The organism is Planomonospora sp. ID91781, from assembly GCF_015711595.1.
GTDB lineage: Bacteria > Actinomycetota > Actinomycetes > Streptosporangiales > Streptosporangiaceae > Planomonospora > Planomonospora parontospora.
In genome coordinates this window covers 1,999,176-2,017,126 of the sequence record NZ_JABTEY010000002.1, presented here as the reverse complement: position 1 = coordinate 2,017,126, position 17,951 = coordinate 1,999,176, and the positions used below count along the sequence as shown (strand labels likewise).

The window sequence follows — 17,951 nt, the reverse complement described above, 5'->3', positions numbered from 1 at the left end:
GGAGGACCGAACCCATGAGGATCCACTACGTGCTCCTGCACGCGTACGGCATGGGCGGCACCATCCGTACCGTCTTCAACCAGGCGAACGCGATGGCCGCGGCCGGCCACGACGTGGAGATCGCCAGCGTGATCCGGCGCCGCGACACCCCGCAGTTCCCCCTCGACCCCCGGGTCGCGCTCACCACCCTGGTGGACCAGCGGGACGGGGCGCCGCCCGACTCCACCGCCCGCCGGGTCTGGCGGCGGCTGCGCGGCCGCATCGTCCCGCGCGGCGAGTTCGCCGCGCACTACTTCACCGAGCGCGTGGAGAAGGCCGCCATCGACTACGTCTCCTCGGTCGAGGACGGCGTCCTGGTGACCACCCGCCCCGCGCTGAACCTCATCTCCGCCCGCCGCGGGCCCGGCGGCGCCGTGCGGATCGCCCAGGAGCACATGAACCTGGCCACCCACCCCGCCACCGTCCGGGCGGAGATCGCCCGCCACTACGGCAGGCTGGACGCGCTCGCCGTGCTCACCGGCACCGACCGCCGGGACTACCAGCGCCTGCTGCCCGGCACGCCGGTGGTGCGCATCCCCAACGCGGTCCCCGACCTCGGCGGCCGGCGGCCGGCCGCGCACGAGAACCGGCTCGTGGTCGCCGCCGGGCGGCTCACCGCGCAGAAGGGCTTCGACCTGCTCATCCGCGCCTTCGCCCGGGTCGTGGAGGAGCATCCCGACTGGCGGCTGCGCATCTACGGCAGCGGCGCGAAGAAGGCCGAGCTGCGCAAGCTCGTCACCCGGCTCGGCCTCGAGGACAACGTGGCCCTGATGGGCCGCAGCGACCACCTGCCGGACCACCTGGCCGAGGCGTCGGTGTACGCGCTCAGCTCCCGGTTCGAGGGGCTGCCCATGGTGATGATCGAGGCCATGGGCCACGGGCTGCCGGTCGTGGCCTTCGACTGCCCGACCGGTCCCGGCGAGGTCCTGACCGACGGAGTCGACGGGCTGCTCGTCCCCCCGGGCGACGTCGGCGCGCTCGCCGCGGGCATGAGCCGCCTCATCGCCGACGAGGGACTGCGCCGCCGTCTGGGCGCCGCGGCCCGCGAGACCGTGCGCGACTACGCGCCGGACGCGGTGATGCCGCTCTGGGAGAACCTGTTCGCCGAGTTCCTCGGGGCCGGTGTGGCCCGCTGACCCCGGGACGTCGACCTGATAGTCGACCGGTCCGACCGCATCCCGGTTTCGGGAAGGGCCCAGAACTCCGTATTGATCTCCTCGTGCGGTGACGACCTTGACTGAAGATCCACGGATGTCATCGGCCTTCAGGACCTGTTGCTCAATTGTGTGGACCATGCGGGGAGCTCCAACGGCATGCCACCTTGATGCAAGGACATCAGCTGCTCCCGCGAAGTCACGCTGGATTGGGCAACGGAGTCCTTCGGTCGGGGATAAATGTGGTTGGTCCCCCAGAGGACAGGCGCTCGGTAGACGGGACGTCCCCGAGTGCGACGGAGACCTGTGAGATCCCAGAGTTCGCCCTCCTGGACCATGGAATGGACGCTAATGTGTTCGAGTCCGAAGCAGGAAAGCGGCCGGGCCGGCCGCCTAGGCGTGGGGGGGCTGTGATCCCGCCGATGGGCTACACGGCGTGTTTAGCGGAGGGGACGCCTGTCTGGTTGCCTGATGGAACCACAGCACCGATCGAAGATGTAGTAGCCCACCAGATGGCCGTACTGTCTTATGACAAGCCATGGGATACCCGGCCGGTCAAATATGGGGCGAACCAAGGCCCGCGTGATCGCTCGGTAGGCGCTCTGAAACCGACTACACCGGCCGCGTGGTTGGATGCTGGAGTGAGTTCGGTCGCAACCATTCGGCTGATGTCCGGTCGTGTCATCACAGCAACCTACGACCACCGCTGGGTCCGCCAACGTAAAGGCGGACGCCGAGCGTGGGAGTGGACCACGACCGCGGCTCTCCGAGTTGGAGATCGTATTCCCGCACCTCTGACGGCGTCTCGGTTCGGAGAGGAGGGAGATGCCTGGGATGGATATTTCGTAGGTGCGATGCTCGGCGATGGCTGTATGACCGCTCTCACTCCGGAATTCCACGGCGATCCGGAAGACGGAGCGGTGGCGTTCATGTGCGACTACGCAGCCAAGCACGGCTGCCGTGTAACCGAAACGCGGAATGGGAAGATCGTCCGTTTGAGATTCCCATTCAAGCAGTGGAAACGTAACCCTCTCACCGAGAAGCTTCGTCACTATGATGTCTGGGGCAAGCGGTGCGAGATGAAATCACTACCCAACCGGTCGTTCAGTCGAGAGTTCTGGGTCGGCGCACTCTCCGGCCTGATCGACACGGACGGGTGCGTGCGTGAGCGCACCAACGCCAAGGGCACTCTTCACGGGTGCGTCGAATATGCCACAGTCTCACGCAGGCTGGCAGAACAGGCGTCGGATTATCTGCTCCGTCTTGGTGTGACCAGCATCGTACGGGAGAGGCCCGCCAGTTCCTCCTGCTCCGTTGCCGGAGATAGGAGCATTACCAGCAGACGGCCCCTATTCGTAGTGGAGGTGAACCGCGCAACCGCGCTGGTGCGGCTCGGCGAACTGTTGGATCTGCGAGTCGGGTACAAGGCTGCTGCGCTGTCGCGTTTGGCAGGGAAGCTCTCTCATGTGCTTCCGGCCCGAAGTGAGATGTCCGGATACGACGAAGCGGTTGCTCTCGACCGGATCGTCTCCATCGCAGACGATGGCGAGCGGGCGGTGTACTGCGTGTCAGTGGAGTCGTCCACTCTGTTGGTCGTCAACGGGCTGGTGGCCGGTAGCCGTTTGAAGAATCTCGACGAGGCCGAGGTCTCCGGCGAGGTCACCCGGGCGCGGTAGCGCCGACCGGCTCGGGTGACCGCCACGAGTTCGGCGGCTTCTCCGACGCCGCCTTCCGGCTGATCCCGCTGCTGGAGGCGGGGCGGGACGCGGACTGGCCGTTCCGACCCGGATCCCGTGGGATGCGGACCGGCCGTTCCGACCCGGGCCCCGCGGGATGCGGCCCCCGCGGGGTCCGCCGGGACGGCGAGGGGGCCCGGGCCGCGACCGCGCGGGCCCGTCCGGAGCCGTGATCAGGCGGCCGGAAAAGGACTGGACGGGGTGACGCCCGGGCTTGTAGCTTGCAGGCGACCGTGACACCGCCCGAGGAGGTGAGACCCATGAACGCCGTATCACCGTGGGTGCTCCCCCTTCCGGTCATGGTCGGGCGATCGATGTAACGGTCGGGTGACCGACGCAGGTGTCGCCGGGAGCGCCTCACAGGCCAGGCACTCCCGAAAGGCGACACCCATGCACTCTTCACAGGTCACCACCGAGCCGCCGTCGGACGGCAGGGGCGAGCACGGCTCCACGGCGGGCGGCGTCCCCGGAGTCCTCCGGTCGCCGGCCCCGGCCCCCGGCGCCGATCGCCCGCCTCTCCTCTTCGACGTGATCATCGCCGGGTGCGGGCCGACCGGCGCGATGCTGGCCGCCGAACTGCGGCTGCACGACGTCCGGGTGCTCGTCCTGGAGAAGGACACCGAGCCCGCGTCGTCCGTCCGCATAGTCGGCCTGCACATCCGCAGCCTCGAGCTGCTGGCCATGCGCGGACTGCTGGACCGCGTCCTCCCGCACGGAAGACGGCGTCCGGCCGGCGGCTTCTTCGCCGCCATCCCCAAACCCGTGCCCAACGGCCTGGACTCCGCGCACGCCTATCTGCTGGGCATCCCGCAACCGGTCGTCGTCCGCCTGCTCGAGGAGCACGCGATCGCACTGGGCGCGCAGGTCCGGCGCGGTCGTGCGGTGGCCGGTCTCGAGCAGGACGGCGAGGGGGTGACCGTCGAGCTGGCCGACGGGGAGCGGCTGCGTTCGCGCTACCTCGTCGGCTGCGACGGCGGGCGCAGCACGGTGCGCAGGCTGCTCGGCGTCGGCTTCCCCGGCGAGCCCTCGCGGAACGAGACGCTGATGGGCGAGATGGAGGTGGGCGTGCCGCAGGAGGAGGTCGCCGCCAGGGCGGCCGAGATCGGCGGGACCCACCGGCCGTTCTGGCTCCGGCCCTTCGGCGAAAGGGTCTACAGCGTCGTCGTTCCCGCCGCGGCGGTCGGCGACCGCGCGCAACCGCCCACCCTCGAGGATTTCAAACAGGGGTTGCGCGCCGTCGCCGGAACCGATTTCGGCGTGCACTCCCCGCGCTGGCTGTCCCGCTTCGGGGACGCCACCCGGCTGGCCGAACGCTACCGCGCCGGACGGGTGCTGCTGGCAGGCGACGCGGCGCACATCCACCCGCCCATCGGCGGGCAGGGCCTCAACCTGGGCGTTCAGGACGCGTTCAACCTCGGCTGGAAACTGGCCGCGCAGATCCGCGGCTGGGCGCCGGAACCGCTGCTGGACACCTACCAGGCCGAACGCCGCCCGGTCGCCGAGGACGTGCTGGACAACACCCGCGCCCAGACGGAGCTGCTGTCCGACGGACCGGGCCCGCAGGCCGTGCGCAGGCTGCTCACCGAACTGATGGACTTCGACGAGGTGAACCGCCACCTGATCGAGAAGATCACCGCGATCGGCGTCCGCTACGACTTCGGCGCGGGCCCCGACCTGCTCGGCCGCCGCCTGCGCGACGTCGACGTGGAGCAGGGCCGCCTCTACGACCTGCTGCACCGCGGCCACGGCCTGCTGCTGGACCGCACCGGACGCCTGACCGCCGGCGGCTGGTCGGACCGGGTCGACCATCTCGCGGATCCCACCGCGGACCTGGACGTCCCGTGCGTCCTGCTGCGCCCCGACGGACACGTCGCCTGGATCGGCGACGATCAGCAGGACCTGGACGGCCATCTCTCCCGCTGGTTCGGCGATCCCTCCGACGCAGGTGACGGACCGGGACGAAACGGAACCGTCCGTCACATCGGCCCCAACCATGAGCATGCGTTTGGCAAAAAAGACGCGGGCATTCTGGAATGATCGGCCCGACACCCCATAGGACAGCGATACTCACGGATCGTGACCGATGCCCCTCATTGATCAAATAACCGCCTTCGTGTCCGAGCGTCCCCTCGCGACGGCCGTCATCTGCGTGGCCGCCCTGATCGTCCTGGCCCTGGGCTACTTCGTGCTCCGCGCCGTCTCCCGGGTCACGACCCGCCTCTTCCAGCGCTACGTCGCCCCCCGCCCGGTGGAGGACGTGCTGACCATCGTCGCCGCCAGCATCGCCACCGGGGTGTCCGCCCAGGGCATGTGGCGCTTCTCCGGCGACGTGCTGGGCTTCGACGGCCCGCTGCGGCTGCTGCTGTTCGCTTTCATCGAGGTCGCGGTCATCACCAGCGCCGTGCGGGCCCGCCGCAACATGCGGGAGAACTTCTCCGCGGGGATCGACGGCGTCGCCGTGTGGGCGCTCACCTGCCTGACGGCGGTGCTGTCCAGCATGGACGCGCGCAGCGCCGCCGAGGCCGTGTTCCGCCTCGCCGCCCCGCTGGTCGCCGCGTGGCTGTGGGAGCGCGGAATGGCGATCGAGCGGCACCGCATCAGCGGGCGCTCCCGGATCCACTGGCGGCTCACCCCCGAGCGCATGCTGGTCCGCATCGGGCTGGCGGAGGTCAGCGACCGTACGGCCAGCGAGGTGGACGCCCACCGGAGGCTGACCCGGGTCGCGCTGGCCGCCAAGAAGGCCCGCGCGCTCCGCGAGGCCGGGGCCTCCGACCGGAAGATGCGGGCGGCCCTCGCCAAGCTGGACCGGGAGATGGACCGGGCGGTGGAGCACACCGGCCTGGCGGTCGACGAGGCGCGCCAGGAGGCGCTGCTGTCGCAGATCGGTGCCCTCTACAACACCTCCGCGCTGATCGACCTGTCCCCGCCCGTGCCGTGGGCCCCCGAGCCGGCCTCCCCGGCGCTGCCCGCCCCCGGGCCGCGGGCCACCGTGCTCGTCGACGACGATGACGACGACGCCGAGATGGTGGACGCCGCCCCGCAGACCGCCGACCCGGCCCAGCGCGCGGCCCTGATGCGGGCGGCGCGGGAGTACTGGGACAAGCAGATCGAGCGGAGGTTCGTGCCCCGGGCGTCCGACATCGCCCACGAGACCGGCATGCCGCTGGCCACCGCCCGCGAGTGCCGGGCCCTGTGGAAGCTGGAGCCCCGCGCGCACGCGCTGATCGAGGCGGCGCAGAGCGAGCACGGCGGGGTCGACACCGGGACCTTCCCCGCCATCGAGGTGCCCGAGCCCGTGCTCACCGCCAACGGCTCGTCCTCCGGCCGCTGATCCCGCCCGTCCCCGCCCGTCCGGGCGGTGCGGCGGGCCGTACCCCCGTCCTCCGGTTCCGCCGTGCGGGTCCCGCCTCCGGGCGGCGGCCCGCACGGCGAGGTGAGGGCCGGGCCCGCCCGGGTAGGTAGAGGGCCCGGCACGGATCCGTGAGGGGGACCGATGAGCGATCCGGCGGACGACGGCGTGTTCTTCGTGGGCAACGCCACCACTCTGATCCGCTACGGCGGTTTCACGCTGCTGACCGATCCGAACTTCCTGCACCGGGGGCAGCGGGCCTATCTCGGCTACGGTCTGACCTCCCGGCGGCGCACCGACCCGGCGATCGAGGTCGGCGAGCTCCCGGCGCTGGACGCCGTGGTGCTCTCGCACCTGCACGGCGACCACTGGGACCGGGTGGCCCGCCGGGGCCTGGACCGGGACGTGCCCGTCGTGACCACCCCGCAGGCCGCCCGGCGCCTGCGCCCGCAGGGCTTCCACGGGGCCGTGGGACTGGACACCTGGAGCGGCCACGAGCTGCGCCGGGGCGGGCGCACGCTGAGGATCACCGCGCTGCCGGGCCGCCACGCGCCCGGCCCGGCGCAGGCGCTGCTGCCCCCGGTCATGGGCAGCATGCTGGAGTTCGGCACGGACGGCCGGGTGGACCTGCGGGTGCACATCAGCGGCGACACCCTCCTGGTCCCGGAGCTGGCGGAGATCCCGCGGCGCTACCCCGACATCGACCTGGCCATCGTGCACCTGGGCGGGACGAAGATCCTCGGCATGCTGATGGTGACCATGGATGGCGGGCAGGGGGCCGACTGGCTCGGCCTGATCGACCCGGACGCCGTCATGCCGGTGCACTACGACGACTACGAGGCCTTCACCTCCCCGCTCGACGACTTCCGCCGCCACGTCGAGCAGGCGGGCCTGGCCGACCGCGTGCGCTACGTCGCCCGCGGCGAGACGCTCCGCCTCCCCGTACGGCCGGAGTCCGGCGGCGCCCCCGGCGTCCCGGACGCCCGGGAGGCCCGGAGCGCCCCGGGGCCCGGAGGGGCTTCGGGCGTTCCGGAACCGGCGCGGGACGCCGCGGGGACCCGAGAGAGAGGACGACAGCCATGACCGAGACCGATCCGGAGAACACCCCGGACCTCACCGAGCGCTACGAGCGGTCGGGCCGGGTGCCGGACGACCGCGAGGACTCCGCGGGCCCGGGCGCGCCGACCGCCACCGACCCCGGCGGCCCGCCCGCGCAGATCCCCGACGACCGCAAGGCCTCCGCCAGGTCCGGAATGCCGGAGGAGGAGGGGGAGTAGGACGTCCGGCGGGCCCCGGGGAGGCCCCGAGGACCTGGCGGGCCTCGGGGAGACCTGGCGGGACCTAGGAGATCCAGGGGATCCGGGGAGGTCCGGGGAGGTCCGGGGAGGTCCGGGGAGAGGAGTAGGGCCGCCGTTGCCGGGCACTGTGCCGAACATGCGTGATGAAACGGACTATACGGTCACAGTGACCACGTGCGAGGACGGCCCCCTCCTGCTGAGAGGGCCGTTCACGCTGCTCACTCAGGACGGCCGGCCGGTGGACCCGGGCAGGGCGACGGTGGCGCTGTGCCGGTGCGGGCTGTCGTCGGTCAAGCCGTTCTGCGACGGGTCGCACAAGACGGCCGGGTTCCGGGCCGGAGGCGAACCCGACCCGCAGAGCTGATCGTGCCCGCCGGAGCCGCGCCGGTCCGGGAGAGTCCGGCATCAGGTGAGCGGCGATCATCCCGGTCCGTTCCCCGGTCTGTTCCCCGGTTCGGAGCCGCGCCGGTCCGGGAGAGTCCGGCATCAGGTGAGCGGCGATCATCCCGGTCCGTTCCCCGGTCTGTTCCCCGGTTCGGAGCCGTGTCGGGATCGGTGCCGGGGTCGGTGCCGGGCCGCCGATGCCTCTTGATCCACCGGACCGAGTGCGCGGCCACCCGCAGCCTCCGCCCCGCGTAGGGGACGCCGCCGCGCGTGAGTCGGGCGGCCAGCGCCAGCCAGCTGCAGACCGCCCGCTCCAGGATCCACACCGGGGCGAACAGCGAGGCGCTGAAGGGGAACACCCGTCGGCCCCCGGCGCGCCGCCGTCCCGCCTCGGCCAGACCCACCGCCAGTCCCGCGCCCGCCAGGACCGCCCGGTGGCGGCGGCGCCGCAGCGCGGCGGCCAGGCCGGGCAGGACGGCGAGGAAGAACGCCATCCGGGCGGGCTGCGCCAGGTCGTCGTAGGCCTGCCGTACCCGCTGGGACCAGAACCGCCCCGCCTCGGGAGGCAGCCGGCGGACGTGGAGGTCGAGGGGGCGCGCCTCGCGGCCGCCGCAGGCGCGGACCGTGCGGATGAGCTCCAGGTTCTCGAAGAGCACGTTCCCGTCGTAGCCGCCCATCCGCACGAAGGTGGAGCGGCGCACCCCGAACGTGCCGGGGTAGTCGGCGCCCAGGCCCCGGTTGAGCAGCGTGCGGGCGGTGTCCCAGCGGGCGTGCCAGGGCAGCGGGTCGAAGTGGTTCTGCGGGCGGACCAGGTCGGCCTCCTCCAGCAGCGCGCGGACCCGGGCCAGCCCCGCCGCGTCGTAGCGGACGTCGTCGTCGGCGATGACCACGTGCTCCGCCGTGGCCCGGCGCAGCCCTGTGACGACCCCGGAGACCTTGCCGTTGGCGAAGCCGAGGTCGCCGTCGGGCCACAGGTGCACGGCGAGCCCGCGCCAGCGCCGGGCGTGCCGGTCGAACAGCTCGCCGGGGGAGCCGTCGACCACGATGATCCGCGCGTGCCGGGCCAGCCCGCGCAGGTAGGCGGTCAGCTCGTCCAGGCCCGAGTCCTCCTCCCAGCGCAGGGGCAGCACGTAGTCGAGTCCCGTGCCCGGGCCCACGGCCGTGCCGATGCCTGCGCCCGTGTCCGTGCCTGCGCCCGTGCTCGTGTCCGTGCCGGGGCCGTCGGCGCCGCGGCCGGTCACGGGGCTCCCACGGCCAGGCCGGCCTCGCGCAGCGAGGTGGACCCGTGCTGCCAGCGCTCCATGACGTGCTCGGCGAAGAGCCGGTCGAGGGTGAGCGCGCAGGCGGCGCCGTACAGGACGTCACCGGCCAGGGCGGGGTGGTCGGCGGCGAAACCGCCGCACATGTCGTTCAGGGCGATCTGCTCGTGAACGGCGTCGGCCTGCACGTGCTCGTCGTAGAAGCGGCGGGCCGCCGGGTCGCCGCCCAGCCGCCGCAGGCCCCGGCTGTACTTGAGGTTGGGCGTCGAGGAGGTCATCTCGAACGCCGCCAGGTGGCCCAGCAGCGCCCCCCGGTGCCTGCGGTGGAGACCGAACAGCGACATGGTGTTGCCGATCGCCAGCGTGATCGCCGGGACCCGGTCGACGTGGGCGCCGTAGGAGTCGTCCAGGCCGAGCCCGCGCATGGTGGCCCGGAACAGCTCGGCGTGCATCCGCTCCAGGCGCCCGCAGCCGTACTCGTCCGACTGGATCTCCACCAGGGCGGCCTTGGCCCGGCCGTGCAGCCGGGGGATCGCCCAGGTGTGCGGGTCGGCCTCCTTGAGATGGTAGACCGACCGGTGCACGACGAACTCCCTGAACTGCTCCAGATCGGCCCGGTGCTGCAGGAACGCCGCCAGCGACGGCCCGTCGCCGTCGGCGGCGGCCACCAGCTCGGTCATGGCCCGGCGCAGCTGCGCGGGCGGTACGGCGGGCGGGCGGGGAACCGCCCCGGCCAGCCCCTCCTCGAACCGCCGCTCCAGCGCCTCCCGCAGGCCCAGCAGCGAGGTGTTCCACTCCCAGCGGTCGTCCACCCCGTCGAAGCCCCGGTAGTGCAGCTCGTAGCAGGCGAAGAGGGCCAGCTGGAGGTCGTCGTCCTCCAGCACCGGGCGCGCGGGATGCGGCAGCGGGAGGTCGAAGGCGTGCGGCGGGTCCGCCAGCGCGTCGAAGAGCCGGGCGGTGATCGGACCTCGGGGCAGGGGCAACTGCATCGCGGACTCCAGAGGAAGGGGGAGGGGTGATCGGTTTCCGAACGGTCGAGAATCGTCAGGGGCGGGCCATGGCAGGTCAGAGGTGGTAGACCGACACGTGGGCCGGGCTGTCGTCGGTGAACGCCGCGCCGGACCAGTCGGACCAGCGGTGCTCGCGTTCCATCCCGGCCATGCGGGCCATCAGGTCGAGCTCGGCGGGCCAGGCGTAGCGATGGTTGGCGGGCAGGAGCCGCACCTCTCCGGAGGCCAGACTGATCTTGGTGGTGCGCATCGTCTGGTCGGCCGGGAACAGCCGCGCGGCCTCCACCATGATCCGGTCCTCGGTGAGCGAGAGCAGCCGGACCGCCGAGCGGTCGTGGAACGCTCCCAGGTCCGGCACCCACGCCTCGACCACGAACCGGCCGCCGGGTCGCAGGTGTGCGGCGGCGTTGCGGAAGCAGGCGACCTGGGCGTCCTGCGAGGGGAGGGCGAAGACCGTGTTGAAGGCCAGCACGACCAGGCTGAACGCGCCGTCGGCCCGCGCGGTCGAGAAGTCGCCCACGGTCACCGGGATGCGGTCGCCTCCGGGCTTGGCCCGCAGCACCTCGAGCATCTCCGCGGAGGCCTCGACGCCGGCGACCGGCACGCCCCGCGCGGCCAGCGGCAGCGCCAGCCGGCCGGTGCCGATGCCGAACTCCAGCACGCGCCCGCCCTCGGCGAGCTCGTTGAGGCGGTCCACCGCGAGCTCCGTGGGCAGGTCCGCGGTGACGTCGTCGTAGACGTCGGCGATCCTGCGTCCGTAGGCGGACGCGTCGAAGCCAGGCACCGTGCACCCCCGATTCCGTGATCCAGGAAGTTCCCCGCGGCCTTCAGCCGGTCCCAGCCGGTTCCAACCGGTCCCAGCCGTCCCAGTCGGTCCCAGCCGGTCCCAGCCGGTCCCAGCCGTCCCAGTCGGTCTCAGCCGGTTCCGGCCGGACTCAGGCGTCCTTCAGTCGATCTGCGTGCGCGGCCTCTCCGGGGTCACTCACGCGCCGAGGTCGCGGGCGACGCCGTCCAGCCGGCCCGCCAGCCGGTCGAGCTCCTGATCGCTCCGTCCGGCTCCGGCGAGCTCGGGTTCCAGGTCGCGCCGGCTGGCGATCACGAGTCCCTCGGTCCGTTCCTCCGGCAGGACCGCGCACCTGCCCTCGACCAGGACCAGCGTCGCGCCGGGATCGGGGGAGTCCAGCAGCTCGCGGACATCGTCTCGGCTGACCAGTGCCATCTGTGACCACCTCGATGCTTTCTGTAGTGGAATGTCCACTACCCGAGACGCCCCGCCGTACACCCGGGTGCCTGATCCGTCCGGTGCCGGGCCCGTCCGGCCCTGCCGCGGCGGGGCCGGACGGGCCTAGCGTGGGGAACGTGAGCGACATGACGCGCGGCGGCCGGGTGGTCGTCCTGGTGCTGCCGGAGGTGAACCTGCTCGACCTGGGCGGGCCGGTCCAGGTGTTCGACGCGGCGGCCCACCTGGGCGCGCCGTACCGGGTGGAGTACGTCGCGCAGGCGCCGGAGGTGGAGTCGGCGCAGGGGCTGAGGTTCGCCGGGCTGGGGCCGCTGGCCGAGGTCGGGCCGCAGGACCTGGTGCTGGTGCCGGGGCACCGCCTGCGGGAGCCGGGGCCCGGACGGCCGCTGGTCCCCGCGGAGGTGGCGGACTGGCTGCGGGCCGCCCACCGCGCGGGGGCGCGGCTCGCCTCGGTCTGCAGCGGGGCGGCGGCGCTCGGCGAGGCCGGGCTCCTGGACGGCCGCCGGTGCACCACCCACTGGTCGCTGATCGAGGCGATGCGCGAGCGCTACCCGGCCGCCCGGGTGCAGGACGCGGTGCTCTACGTCCACGACGGTCCGGTGAGCACCAGTGCGGGCATCTCCACCGGGCTCGACCTGGCGCTGTCGCTGGTCGAGCGCGACCACGGGCCGGCGCTCGCGGCGGCCGTCGCCCGCCAGCTCGTGGTCTACCTGCGCAGGTCCGGAACGGAACCGCAGGTCAGCGCCTTCCTGCAGCACCGGGCGCACCTGCACCCGGCGGTCCACCGGGTCCAGGACCACCTGGCGCAGCACCTCGGCGTCCCGCACACCCTCGCCGAGCTCGCCGCGGTGGCGAACCTGTCGCCGCGCGGGCTGAGCCGGGCCTTCACCGCCACGGTCGGGATCACCCCGCTGGAGTACCGGCAGCGGCTCCGGCTGGAGCTCGCCGCGCGGCTGCTCGCCGAGACGGGCCTGACCGTCGAGGCGGTGTCCGCCCGCTGCGGCTTCCGGGACGTGCGCCACTTCCGCCGGCTCTTCACCGCCCGGTACGGCATGCCGCCCTCGGCCTCCCGGGGGTCCGGCCCGTCGGGCGCGCTCCCCGCCGTCCGCTGACCTCATCCGCGGCCTCTGGCCTCTGCCACGCCTTCCGCTCAGGAGATCTCCGTGCCCCCATCGCCCCTCCCGTCGCGTCCCCGCACTCCGCTCCGCGCCCTGGCCCGCAGGGCGCCCCGGGTGCTGCTCGGCACCGGGCTGGCCGCCGCGCTCCTGGCCGGGGCGTGCGCGGCCGGGGTGGCGGTCACGATGCGCGAGAGCTTCCCGTCCGCCCCGGGGGTCGTCCCCGCGGCGGGATGGCCCCCGGCGGCGCCGGTCCCGGAAGGGCGCACGGTCGTCGCCGTGGTGCTCGGCGCGACCGGTTCGGTGGTCGGGGACGCGCTGGCGCCCTACGAGGTGTTCGCCCGTTCGGAGCGTTTCTCGGTGTACACCGTCGCGGCCCGCAGGGAGCCGGTGGCCCTCTCCGGCGGGCTGCGCGCGCTGCCCGACCGCACCTTCGCCGAGGTGGACGCCCGCACCGTCGCCGAGCCGGACGTGGTCGTGGTGCCCGCGGTGGCCGAGCCGCGCGGGGAGAGGGAGGCGCCGCTGCGCGAGTGGGTCGCCCGGCAGGCCGCGCGGGGCGCCCGGATCCTGGGCGTGTGCGCCGGATCGGACCTGCTGGCCGCGGCCGGCGTGCTCGACGGACGCCGCGCGACCTCGTTCTGGCAGCGGATCGACGCCCTCCGGGGCTCCGACCCCCAGGTGCGCTGGGTCCGGGGGCTGCGCTACGTCCAGGACGGTCCCGTCACCACCACCGCCGGGGTGACCTCGGGCATCGTGGGCGCGCTCCGGCTGGTCGAGCAGCTGGCCGGGACCGCGGAGGCCGAGCGGGTCGGCCGCGAGGCGGCCTACCCCGGCTGGTCGGCGGGCGGCCCGCCGGAGATCCCGGTCAACCGGCCGGCCCCGGCCGACCTGCCGTACGTGCTCAACGCGGCCTTCCCGTGGGGGCGCCCGTCCGTCGGCGTCGGGCTGGCCGAGGGGGTCGGCGAGATCGACGTGGCCGCGGCCTTCGAGGTCTACTCCGGCACGTCCTTCGCCGCCCGGACGGTCCCGGTCGCCGCCGGGCCGGTGGTCAGGACCCGGCACGGCGTGCTCCTGCTCGCCGAGCCCGCCGGACCGGGGGCCGCCCCGGTGGACCGGCTGGTCGTACCGGGTGCCCGGCACGCGGGCGAGGCCGGTCCGGCGCTGACCGCCTGGGCGGCCGGGCGCGGCCTGGAGATGGTGCTGCCGCACCGGGACAGGGCCGCCGGGGAATCCGGGTTCGACGGTGTGCTGCGGGACCTGGCGGCCCGCGCCGACCTGGCCACGGCCCGCGCGACGGCCAAGTTCACCGAGTATCCGGTGGGCCATCTGGAGCTGGCCGGACCCGCCTGGCCGTGGCGTCCGACCGCGCTGGGCGCCCTGGCCCTCGCCGCGGCCGTGGGGGGCGGGGTGCTTGCCGGGAAAAGAAGGATGAATACCCTGATCGTCGTGGGTAGCAGAATGTTCAAACCCAGACGATGAAGGAGAAAAACGTGGCTCTCCCCACCCTCACCCCCGAACAGCGCCAGGCCGCCCTCGCCAAGGCCGCCGAGACCCGGGCGGCCCGCGCCAAGCTGCTGGCCGACGTCAAGTCCGGGACGGTCACCTTCAAGCAGCTGCTCGACCGGGACGACGAGATCGCCAAGCGCATCAAGGTGTCCCAGGCGCTGCGCGCGCTGCCCGGGGTGGGCACCGTGAAGGCGGCCCAGCTGATGGCGCAGGCCGACGTGGACGAGGCCCGCCGCCTGGGCGGGCTCGGCGCCCAGCAGCGCCGCAAGCTCATCGAGGCCACCTCGCGCTGACCCGCCGGCCGGCGTCGTCCGTCCGCCCGACCACCGTCCGATCGTCCGTACGATCGCTCCGGGCGGGCGGAGGCAGCGCCGGCCCGGGCGCGGGATCCCCGGCGGGGGATCCCGGCGCGCCGGGGCATACCTCCGGCCGCCGGGGGTAACGGCGCCTCCATGAGCGACGTGAGCGACGACCGTCCCGATTCCGCGCACCGCAGGCCCGAAGGGCTGGACGACGCCACCGTCGAGGCGCTGGGCAAGCTGTCCGAGGCACTGGAGACGACCGAGCGGGCCCGCGGGCACCTCTACACCTTCCACCAGCTCACCGGCCACGCCGACCTGATGCTCGACGAGGCGGTGGAGCTGCTGCGCGCCGCCGGTCACGACCGGCAGGCCGACGAGGTCTCCGCCGAGCTCGTCGGGCGCAACGTGATCGAGGGCCGGTGGACCTTCCAGATCGTCGAGGACTACGACGACGGCTACCACCGCTGCTTCCGCGACCTGGAGGAGCGGATCAGGAACGAGCTGGCGGGGGGCCGCCGCCACCTCTACGAGGCGGAGATGAAGGAGCGCCGCCGCACGCGCGGCCGTCCGGGGCACGAGGCCGTACCCGAATGAGGCGCCCGGTCGGTCCGGTGGCCCGGAGGCCCCGGGGCCCCGGCGGGCCTGACGGCCCGGGGCTCCAGACGGGCCGGGGGCATGATGTCCTCTTCGCGGGGGAGGGGGCCGCTATGAACGACGAACACGATCCCGCCGAGAACCCCTCCACGGAGCCCCAGCAGCCGGACGCGGACGGCGGTCCGCCGCCGGAGGGAGAAGACGCGCCGCCCACGGCGCCGGACGCGGCGGTGGGCGAGAGCCGGACCGTCGCGGCCCGCTCGGGAGCCGACACCGACTTCCCGGACCGGCCCATCCCGGCGGACCCGGTCGAACCCTCCCCGCCCGGAGAGGACAGCGAGGACGAGTCCCGGGCGCCCGAGCCGGAGGACATGGGGCCGTCCTCCTGAGCGCACGGGCCGGACGGGCCTGATCCCGTCCGGCCCGTCCGTGTCCGCCCACCCCGTGTGTCCGCCCGCCCCGGCCGTCTGCCCGTCCCGGCCGTCCGTGCGTCCGGCGGTCCCGTGCGTCCGGCGGCCCCCGCGATCACTCGGCGGGGCCGCCGTCCGCGCGCCCGCCGCCGGTCAGACGAAGGCCCCGGTCCCGGTGATCGCGCGGCCCACGATCAGGCTGTTGATCTCCCGCGTCCCCTCGTAGGAGTAGATCGCCTCCGAGTCCGCCACGAACCGGCCCATGCCGTAGTCGAGGACGATCCCGTTGCCGCCCATGATCTCGCGGCCCCAGCCCACCGCCTCGCGCATCCGGGCCGTGCAGAAGGCCTTGGCCATCGCCGAGTGCTCGTCCTTGTAGACGCCCGCGTCCTGGAGCTGCGCCAGCCGTACCACCATGCCGAGCGAGCAGGTGACGTTGCCGAGCATGCGCACCAGCAGGTCCTGCACGAGCTGGAAGCCGGCGATCGGCCGGCCGAACTGCTCGCGCTCCCTGGCGTAGGCCAGCGCCGTCTCGTAGGCGCCCATCATGCAGCCCACCGCCTGCCAGGCGACGCCGCCCCGGGTCTGGCGGAGGATGGCGGCGGTGTCGCGGAAACCGTTCGCGCCCTGCAGCCGGTTCGTCTCCGGGACCAGACAGTTGGTCAGGGCGACGTCGGCGTTCTGCACCGTCCGCAGAGCGATCTTGTTCTCGATCCGGGTGGCGGCGAAGCCGGGGGTGCCCTTCTCCACCACGAAGCCCTTGACCTGGCCGTCGGCCTCGTCCTTGGCCCACACCACCACCAGGTCGGCGAAGGTCGCGTTGCCGATCCACCGCTTGGCGCCGTTGAGCACCCAGGTGTCGCCCTCGCGCCGGGCGGTCGTGCGCAGCCCCGCGGCCACGTCGGAGCCGCCGTCGGGCTCGGTCAGGGCGAAGGCGCCGATCTTCTCCATCGCGGCCATCGGCGGCAGCCACCGCTCCCGCTGCTCCTCCGAGCCCAGCCGGTCGATGCTCCCCATCGCCAGCCCGTTGTGCACGCCGAAGAACGTCCCCATCGACGGGTCCACCCGGTTCATCTCAAGCACCACGAACCCGGTCAGCAGGCTCCGGGCCCCCCGGTACGGCAGGCCCGCGACGTCCAGCTTGGCGAACCCGGGGATCAGGTGGTGCGGGAACCGGGCGTCGGTCCAGGCCTCGTCGGCGATCGGCGCGACCTGCTCGACCATGAAGTCCCGGACCCGCTGCACGACCTCCTTCTCGTCCTCGTCGAGCAGCTCGCGGTAGTCGTAGAAGTCACCGGTCGTCATGGTGTCGCTCTCCCCTCTGCGGCATGTGCCCGCTCCACTGCCCGCGGGGGAGTGCGTCAACCCGGGCGGAGAGACCGGGGACGACAGGAGACGCCGGGAGCGCCGGAAAGAGTCGGGAGACGCCGGGGAGCGCCGGAAAGAGTCGGGAGACGCCCCTGGAGACACGGAGAGACACGGAGAAGCGCCGGGAGACACGGAGAGGGCCCGGGTCGCCCCGGGCCCTCTCACGGTTCGTCGGAACCGGTCACCGTTCAGTGGAACCTGTCGCCGGCCCCTTGCACGGGAATCCGGTTCCGCGGTGGTCCGGTCCGGACCCCGGTCCCCTCACCGGGAACCGGGACCGGCGCCGGTCCGCCGCCTACCGGTGGTGCCAGCTCTTGACCTTCACCCAGTCCGGGCGGCTGGAGCTGTCGTCCAGCCTGCGGTCGCCGTCGAAGACGGCGCGGAACTCACCGCTGCGGACCGCCCGGGTCTTGGCGCTGAACCGGCCGTCCCAGCGGGTGTCGGCGGAGGTCACGTACTTCCAGGCGCTGGAGCCGTTGGCGCGGAAGTAGATCTCCACCTCCTCGTGGCGCACGCCGCGCCACTTCCAGCCGTCTCGGGCCTCCAGGCGGCCCGAGAAGTAGACCGAGCGGCCCTTGCGGACCGGCTCGGGACCGGCGTTGAAACCGGCCAGGCGGGTGTCGGCCTTCCGCCAGCGCTCGACGTACTTGACGGTGAAGCCGGCCGTGTCGGTCAGCTTCTTGCCGTCCTTGCCGTAGGCGTCGGCGATCGCGACCCAGCGGCCGCGGTGGTCGGACTTGTCGAAGGTGGTGACGAAGCGCCATAGCTCACCCTCGCGGACGAGCTGGGGCTCCTTCGCCTTGAGGGCGTGCGGGGCGTCGGTGTCCGGCTTGAGCCGGAGCTCGACCTTCTCCGCCTCGGTGGTGCGGACCTCGATGGTGACCTGCGCGTCCCGGTCACCCCGGACCACGACGGGGTTCGGGCTGACCTCGCTGATGTTCACGCTGAGGTCGGCCGCCGTGGCGGAGGCCGTACCGGCTCCGACGGTCATGAGCACGGAGGCGCCCACGGCCGTCGCCAGGGCGCCAGCAGTGATCTTCCTGAACAAGATGCGTTCCTTTCCCCGTTGCTTCGGAGGCGACGCTCGGGTGATCGCCTCCACCCCCGTTAACACGCGTGCTCCGGGAGGGAAGGGGCGTGGGACTCCGGGGAAACAGATCATCAGATCTCGTTCCGGTCACGATTCG

Annotated in this window: 18 protein-coding genes; 12 read left to right on the top strand and 6 right to left on the bottom strand. The window is 73.1% G+C overall.

Annotated features, from left to right (window positions below):
• The first annotated feature begins 14 nt into the window (after nucleotides 1-14).
• The 7 genes from HS048_RS28110 to HS048_RS28080 all read left to right on the top strand — a co-directional run bounded on the left by HS048_RS28110 (nucleotide 15) and on the right by HS048_RS28080 (nucleotide 7,940).
• Nucleotides 15-1,175, top strand: a complete 1,161-nt coding sequence (locus HS048_RS28110) for a glycosyltransferase family 4 protein (protein WP_068898571.1) — start codon at nucleotides 15-17, stop codon at nucleotides 1,173-1,175.
• 872 nt (nucleotides 1,176-2,047) lie between these two features.
• Entirely contained in the window at nucleotides 2,048-2,869 is an 822-nt protein-coding gene (locus tag HS048_RS28105) for an LAGLIDADG family homing endonuclease (RefSeq protein WP_196469174.1), read from the top strand.
• A 450-nt stretch (nucleotides 2,870-3,319) separates the two neighbouring features.
• Nucleotides 3,320-4,966: a rifampin monooxygenase gene (rox, locus tag HS048_RS28100; RefSeq protein WP_196469173.1), complete on the top strand. Its 1,647-nt coding sequence runs from the start codon at nucleotides 3,320-3,322 to the stop codon at nucleotides 4,964-4,966.
• 76 nt (nucleotides 4,967-5,042) lie between these two features.
• Nucleotides 5,043-6,260: a hypothetical protein gene (locus HS048_RS28095; RefSeq protein WP_307832680.1), complete on the top strand. Its 1,218-nt coding sequence runs from the start codon at nucleotides 5,043-5,045 to the stop codon at nucleotides 6,258-6,260.
• Nucleotides 6,261-6,422: 162 nt separating this feature from the next.
• On the top strand, nucleotides 6,423-7,361 hold the full coding sequence (locus tag HS048_RS28090) for an MBL fold metallo-hydrolase (protein WP_196469171.1): 939 nt from the start codon (nucleotides 6,423-6,425) through the stop codon (nucleotides 7,359-7,361).
• Entirely contained in the window at nucleotides 7,358-7,555 is a 198-nt protein-coding gene (locus tag HS048_RS28085) for a hypothetical protein (protein WP_068898563.1), read from the top strand. The genes HS048_RS28090 and HS048_RS28085 overlap by 4 nt, the downstream gene beginning before the upstream one ends.
• Before the next feature lie 157 nt (nucleotides 7,556-7,712).
• Entirely contained in the window at nucleotides 7,713-7,940 is a 228-nt protein-coding gene (locus HS048_RS28080) for a CDGSH iron-sulfur domain-containing protein (RefSeq protein ID WP_189237426.1), read from the top strand.
• Here HS048_RS28080 and HS048_RS28075 read toward each other — a convergent pair.
• The 4 genes from HS048_RS28075 to HS048_RS28060 form a co-directional block, all read right to left on the bottom strand.
• Nucleotides 7,867-9,201: a glycosyltransferase family 2 protein gene (locus tag HS048_RS28075; protein ID WP_307832679.1), complete on the bottom strand. Its 1,335-nt coding sequence runs from the start codon at nucleotides 9,199-9,201 to the stop codon at nucleotides 7,867-7,869. The genes HS048_RS28080 and HS048_RS28075 overlap by 74 nt on opposite strands.
• Nucleotides 9,198-10,208 (bottom strand): iron-containing redox enzyme family protein, encoded by a 1,011-nt coding sequence (locus tag HS048_RS28070; protein WP_068898561.1) that lies wholly within the window; start codon nucleotides 10,206-10,208, stop codon nucleotides 9,198-9,200. Before HS048_RS28070 ends, HS048_RS28075 begins: the two co-directional genes overlap by 4 nt.
• 76 nt (nucleotides 10,209-10,284) lie before the next feature.
• The gene (locus tag HS048_RS28065; protein ID WP_068898559.1) at nucleotides 10,285-11,013 is read right to left on the bottom strand and encodes a class I SAM-dependent methyltransferase; all 729 of its coding nucleotides are present in this window, start codon (nucleotides 11,011-11,013) and stop codon (nucleotides 10,285-10,287) included.
• A gap of 198 nt (nucleotides 11,014-11,211) precedes the next feature.
• Nucleotides 11,212-11,448 (bottom strand): hypothetical protein, encoded by a 237-nt coding sequence (locus tag HS048_RS28060; protein ID WP_068898557.1) that lies wholly within the window; start codon nucleotides 11,446-11,448, stop codon nucleotides 11,212-11,214.
• A 149-nt stretch (nucleotides 11,449-11,597) separates the two neighbouring features.
• On the opposite strand from HS048_RS28060, the gene HS048_RS28055 reads away from it, so the two are divergent.
• From HS048_RS28055 to HS048_RS28035, 5 genes are all read left to right on the top strand, one after another.
• Complete coding sequence (locus HS048_RS28055; RefSeq protein ID WP_196469536.1) at nucleotides 11,598-12,581, top strand: GlxA family transcriptional regulator; 984 nt, start codon at nucleotides 11,598-11,600, stop codon at nucleotides 12,579-12,581.
• Between the two features lie 51 nt (nucleotides 12,582-12,632).
• Nucleotides 12,633-14,063 (top strand): DJ-1/PfpI family protein, encoded by a 1,431-nt coding sequence (locus HS048_RS28050; RefSeq protein ID WP_196469170.1) that lies wholly within the window; start codon nucleotides 12,633-12,635, stop codon nucleotides 14,061-14,063.
• 11 nt (nucleotides 14,064-14,074) lie between these two features.
• Nucleotides 14,075-14,383, top strand: a complete 309-nt coding sequence (mihF, locus tag HS048_RS28045; protein ID WP_068898552.1) for an integration host factor, actinobacterial type — start codon at nucleotides 14,075-14,077, stop codon at nucleotides 14,381-14,383.
• A gap of 159 nt (nucleotides 14,384-14,542) precedes the next feature.
• Nucleotides 14,543-14,986, top strand: coding sequence for a hypothetical protein (locus HS048_RS28040; RefSeq protein ID WP_068898550.1), 444 nt, complete (start codon nucleotides 14,543-14,545; stop codon nucleotides 14,984-14,986).
• 113 nt (nucleotides 14,987-15,099) lie between these two features.
• Nucleotides 15,100-15,375: a hypothetical protein gene (locus HS048_RS28035; RefSeq protein ID WP_068898548.1), complete on the top strand. Its 276-nt coding sequence runs from the start codon at nucleotides 15,100-15,102 to the stop codon at nucleotides 15,373-15,375.
• 174 nt (nucleotides 15,376-15,549) lie between these two features.
• Here the strand turns inward: HS048_RS28035 and HS048_RS28030 are convergent, their stop codons facing one another.
• Both HS048_RS28030 and HS048_RS28025 read right to left on the bottom strand, forming a co-directional pair.
• Nucleotides 15,550-16,701, bottom strand: a complete 1,152-nt coding sequence (locus tag HS048_RS28030) for an acyl-CoA dehydrogenase family protein (protein WP_196469169.1) — start codon at nucleotides 16,699-16,701, stop codon at nucleotides 15,550-15,552.
• A 358-nt stretch (nucleotides 16,702-17,059) separates the two neighbouring features.
• Nucleotides 17,060-17,812 carry a hypothetical protein gene (locus HS048_RS28025; RefSeq protein ID WP_196469168.1) on the bottom strand — a complete coding sequence of 251 codons (753 nt, stop codon included), beginning with the start codon at nucleotides 17,810-17,812 and terminating at the stop codon, nucleotides 17,060-17,062.
• Nucleotides 17,813-17,951 lie beyond the last annotated feature (139 nt).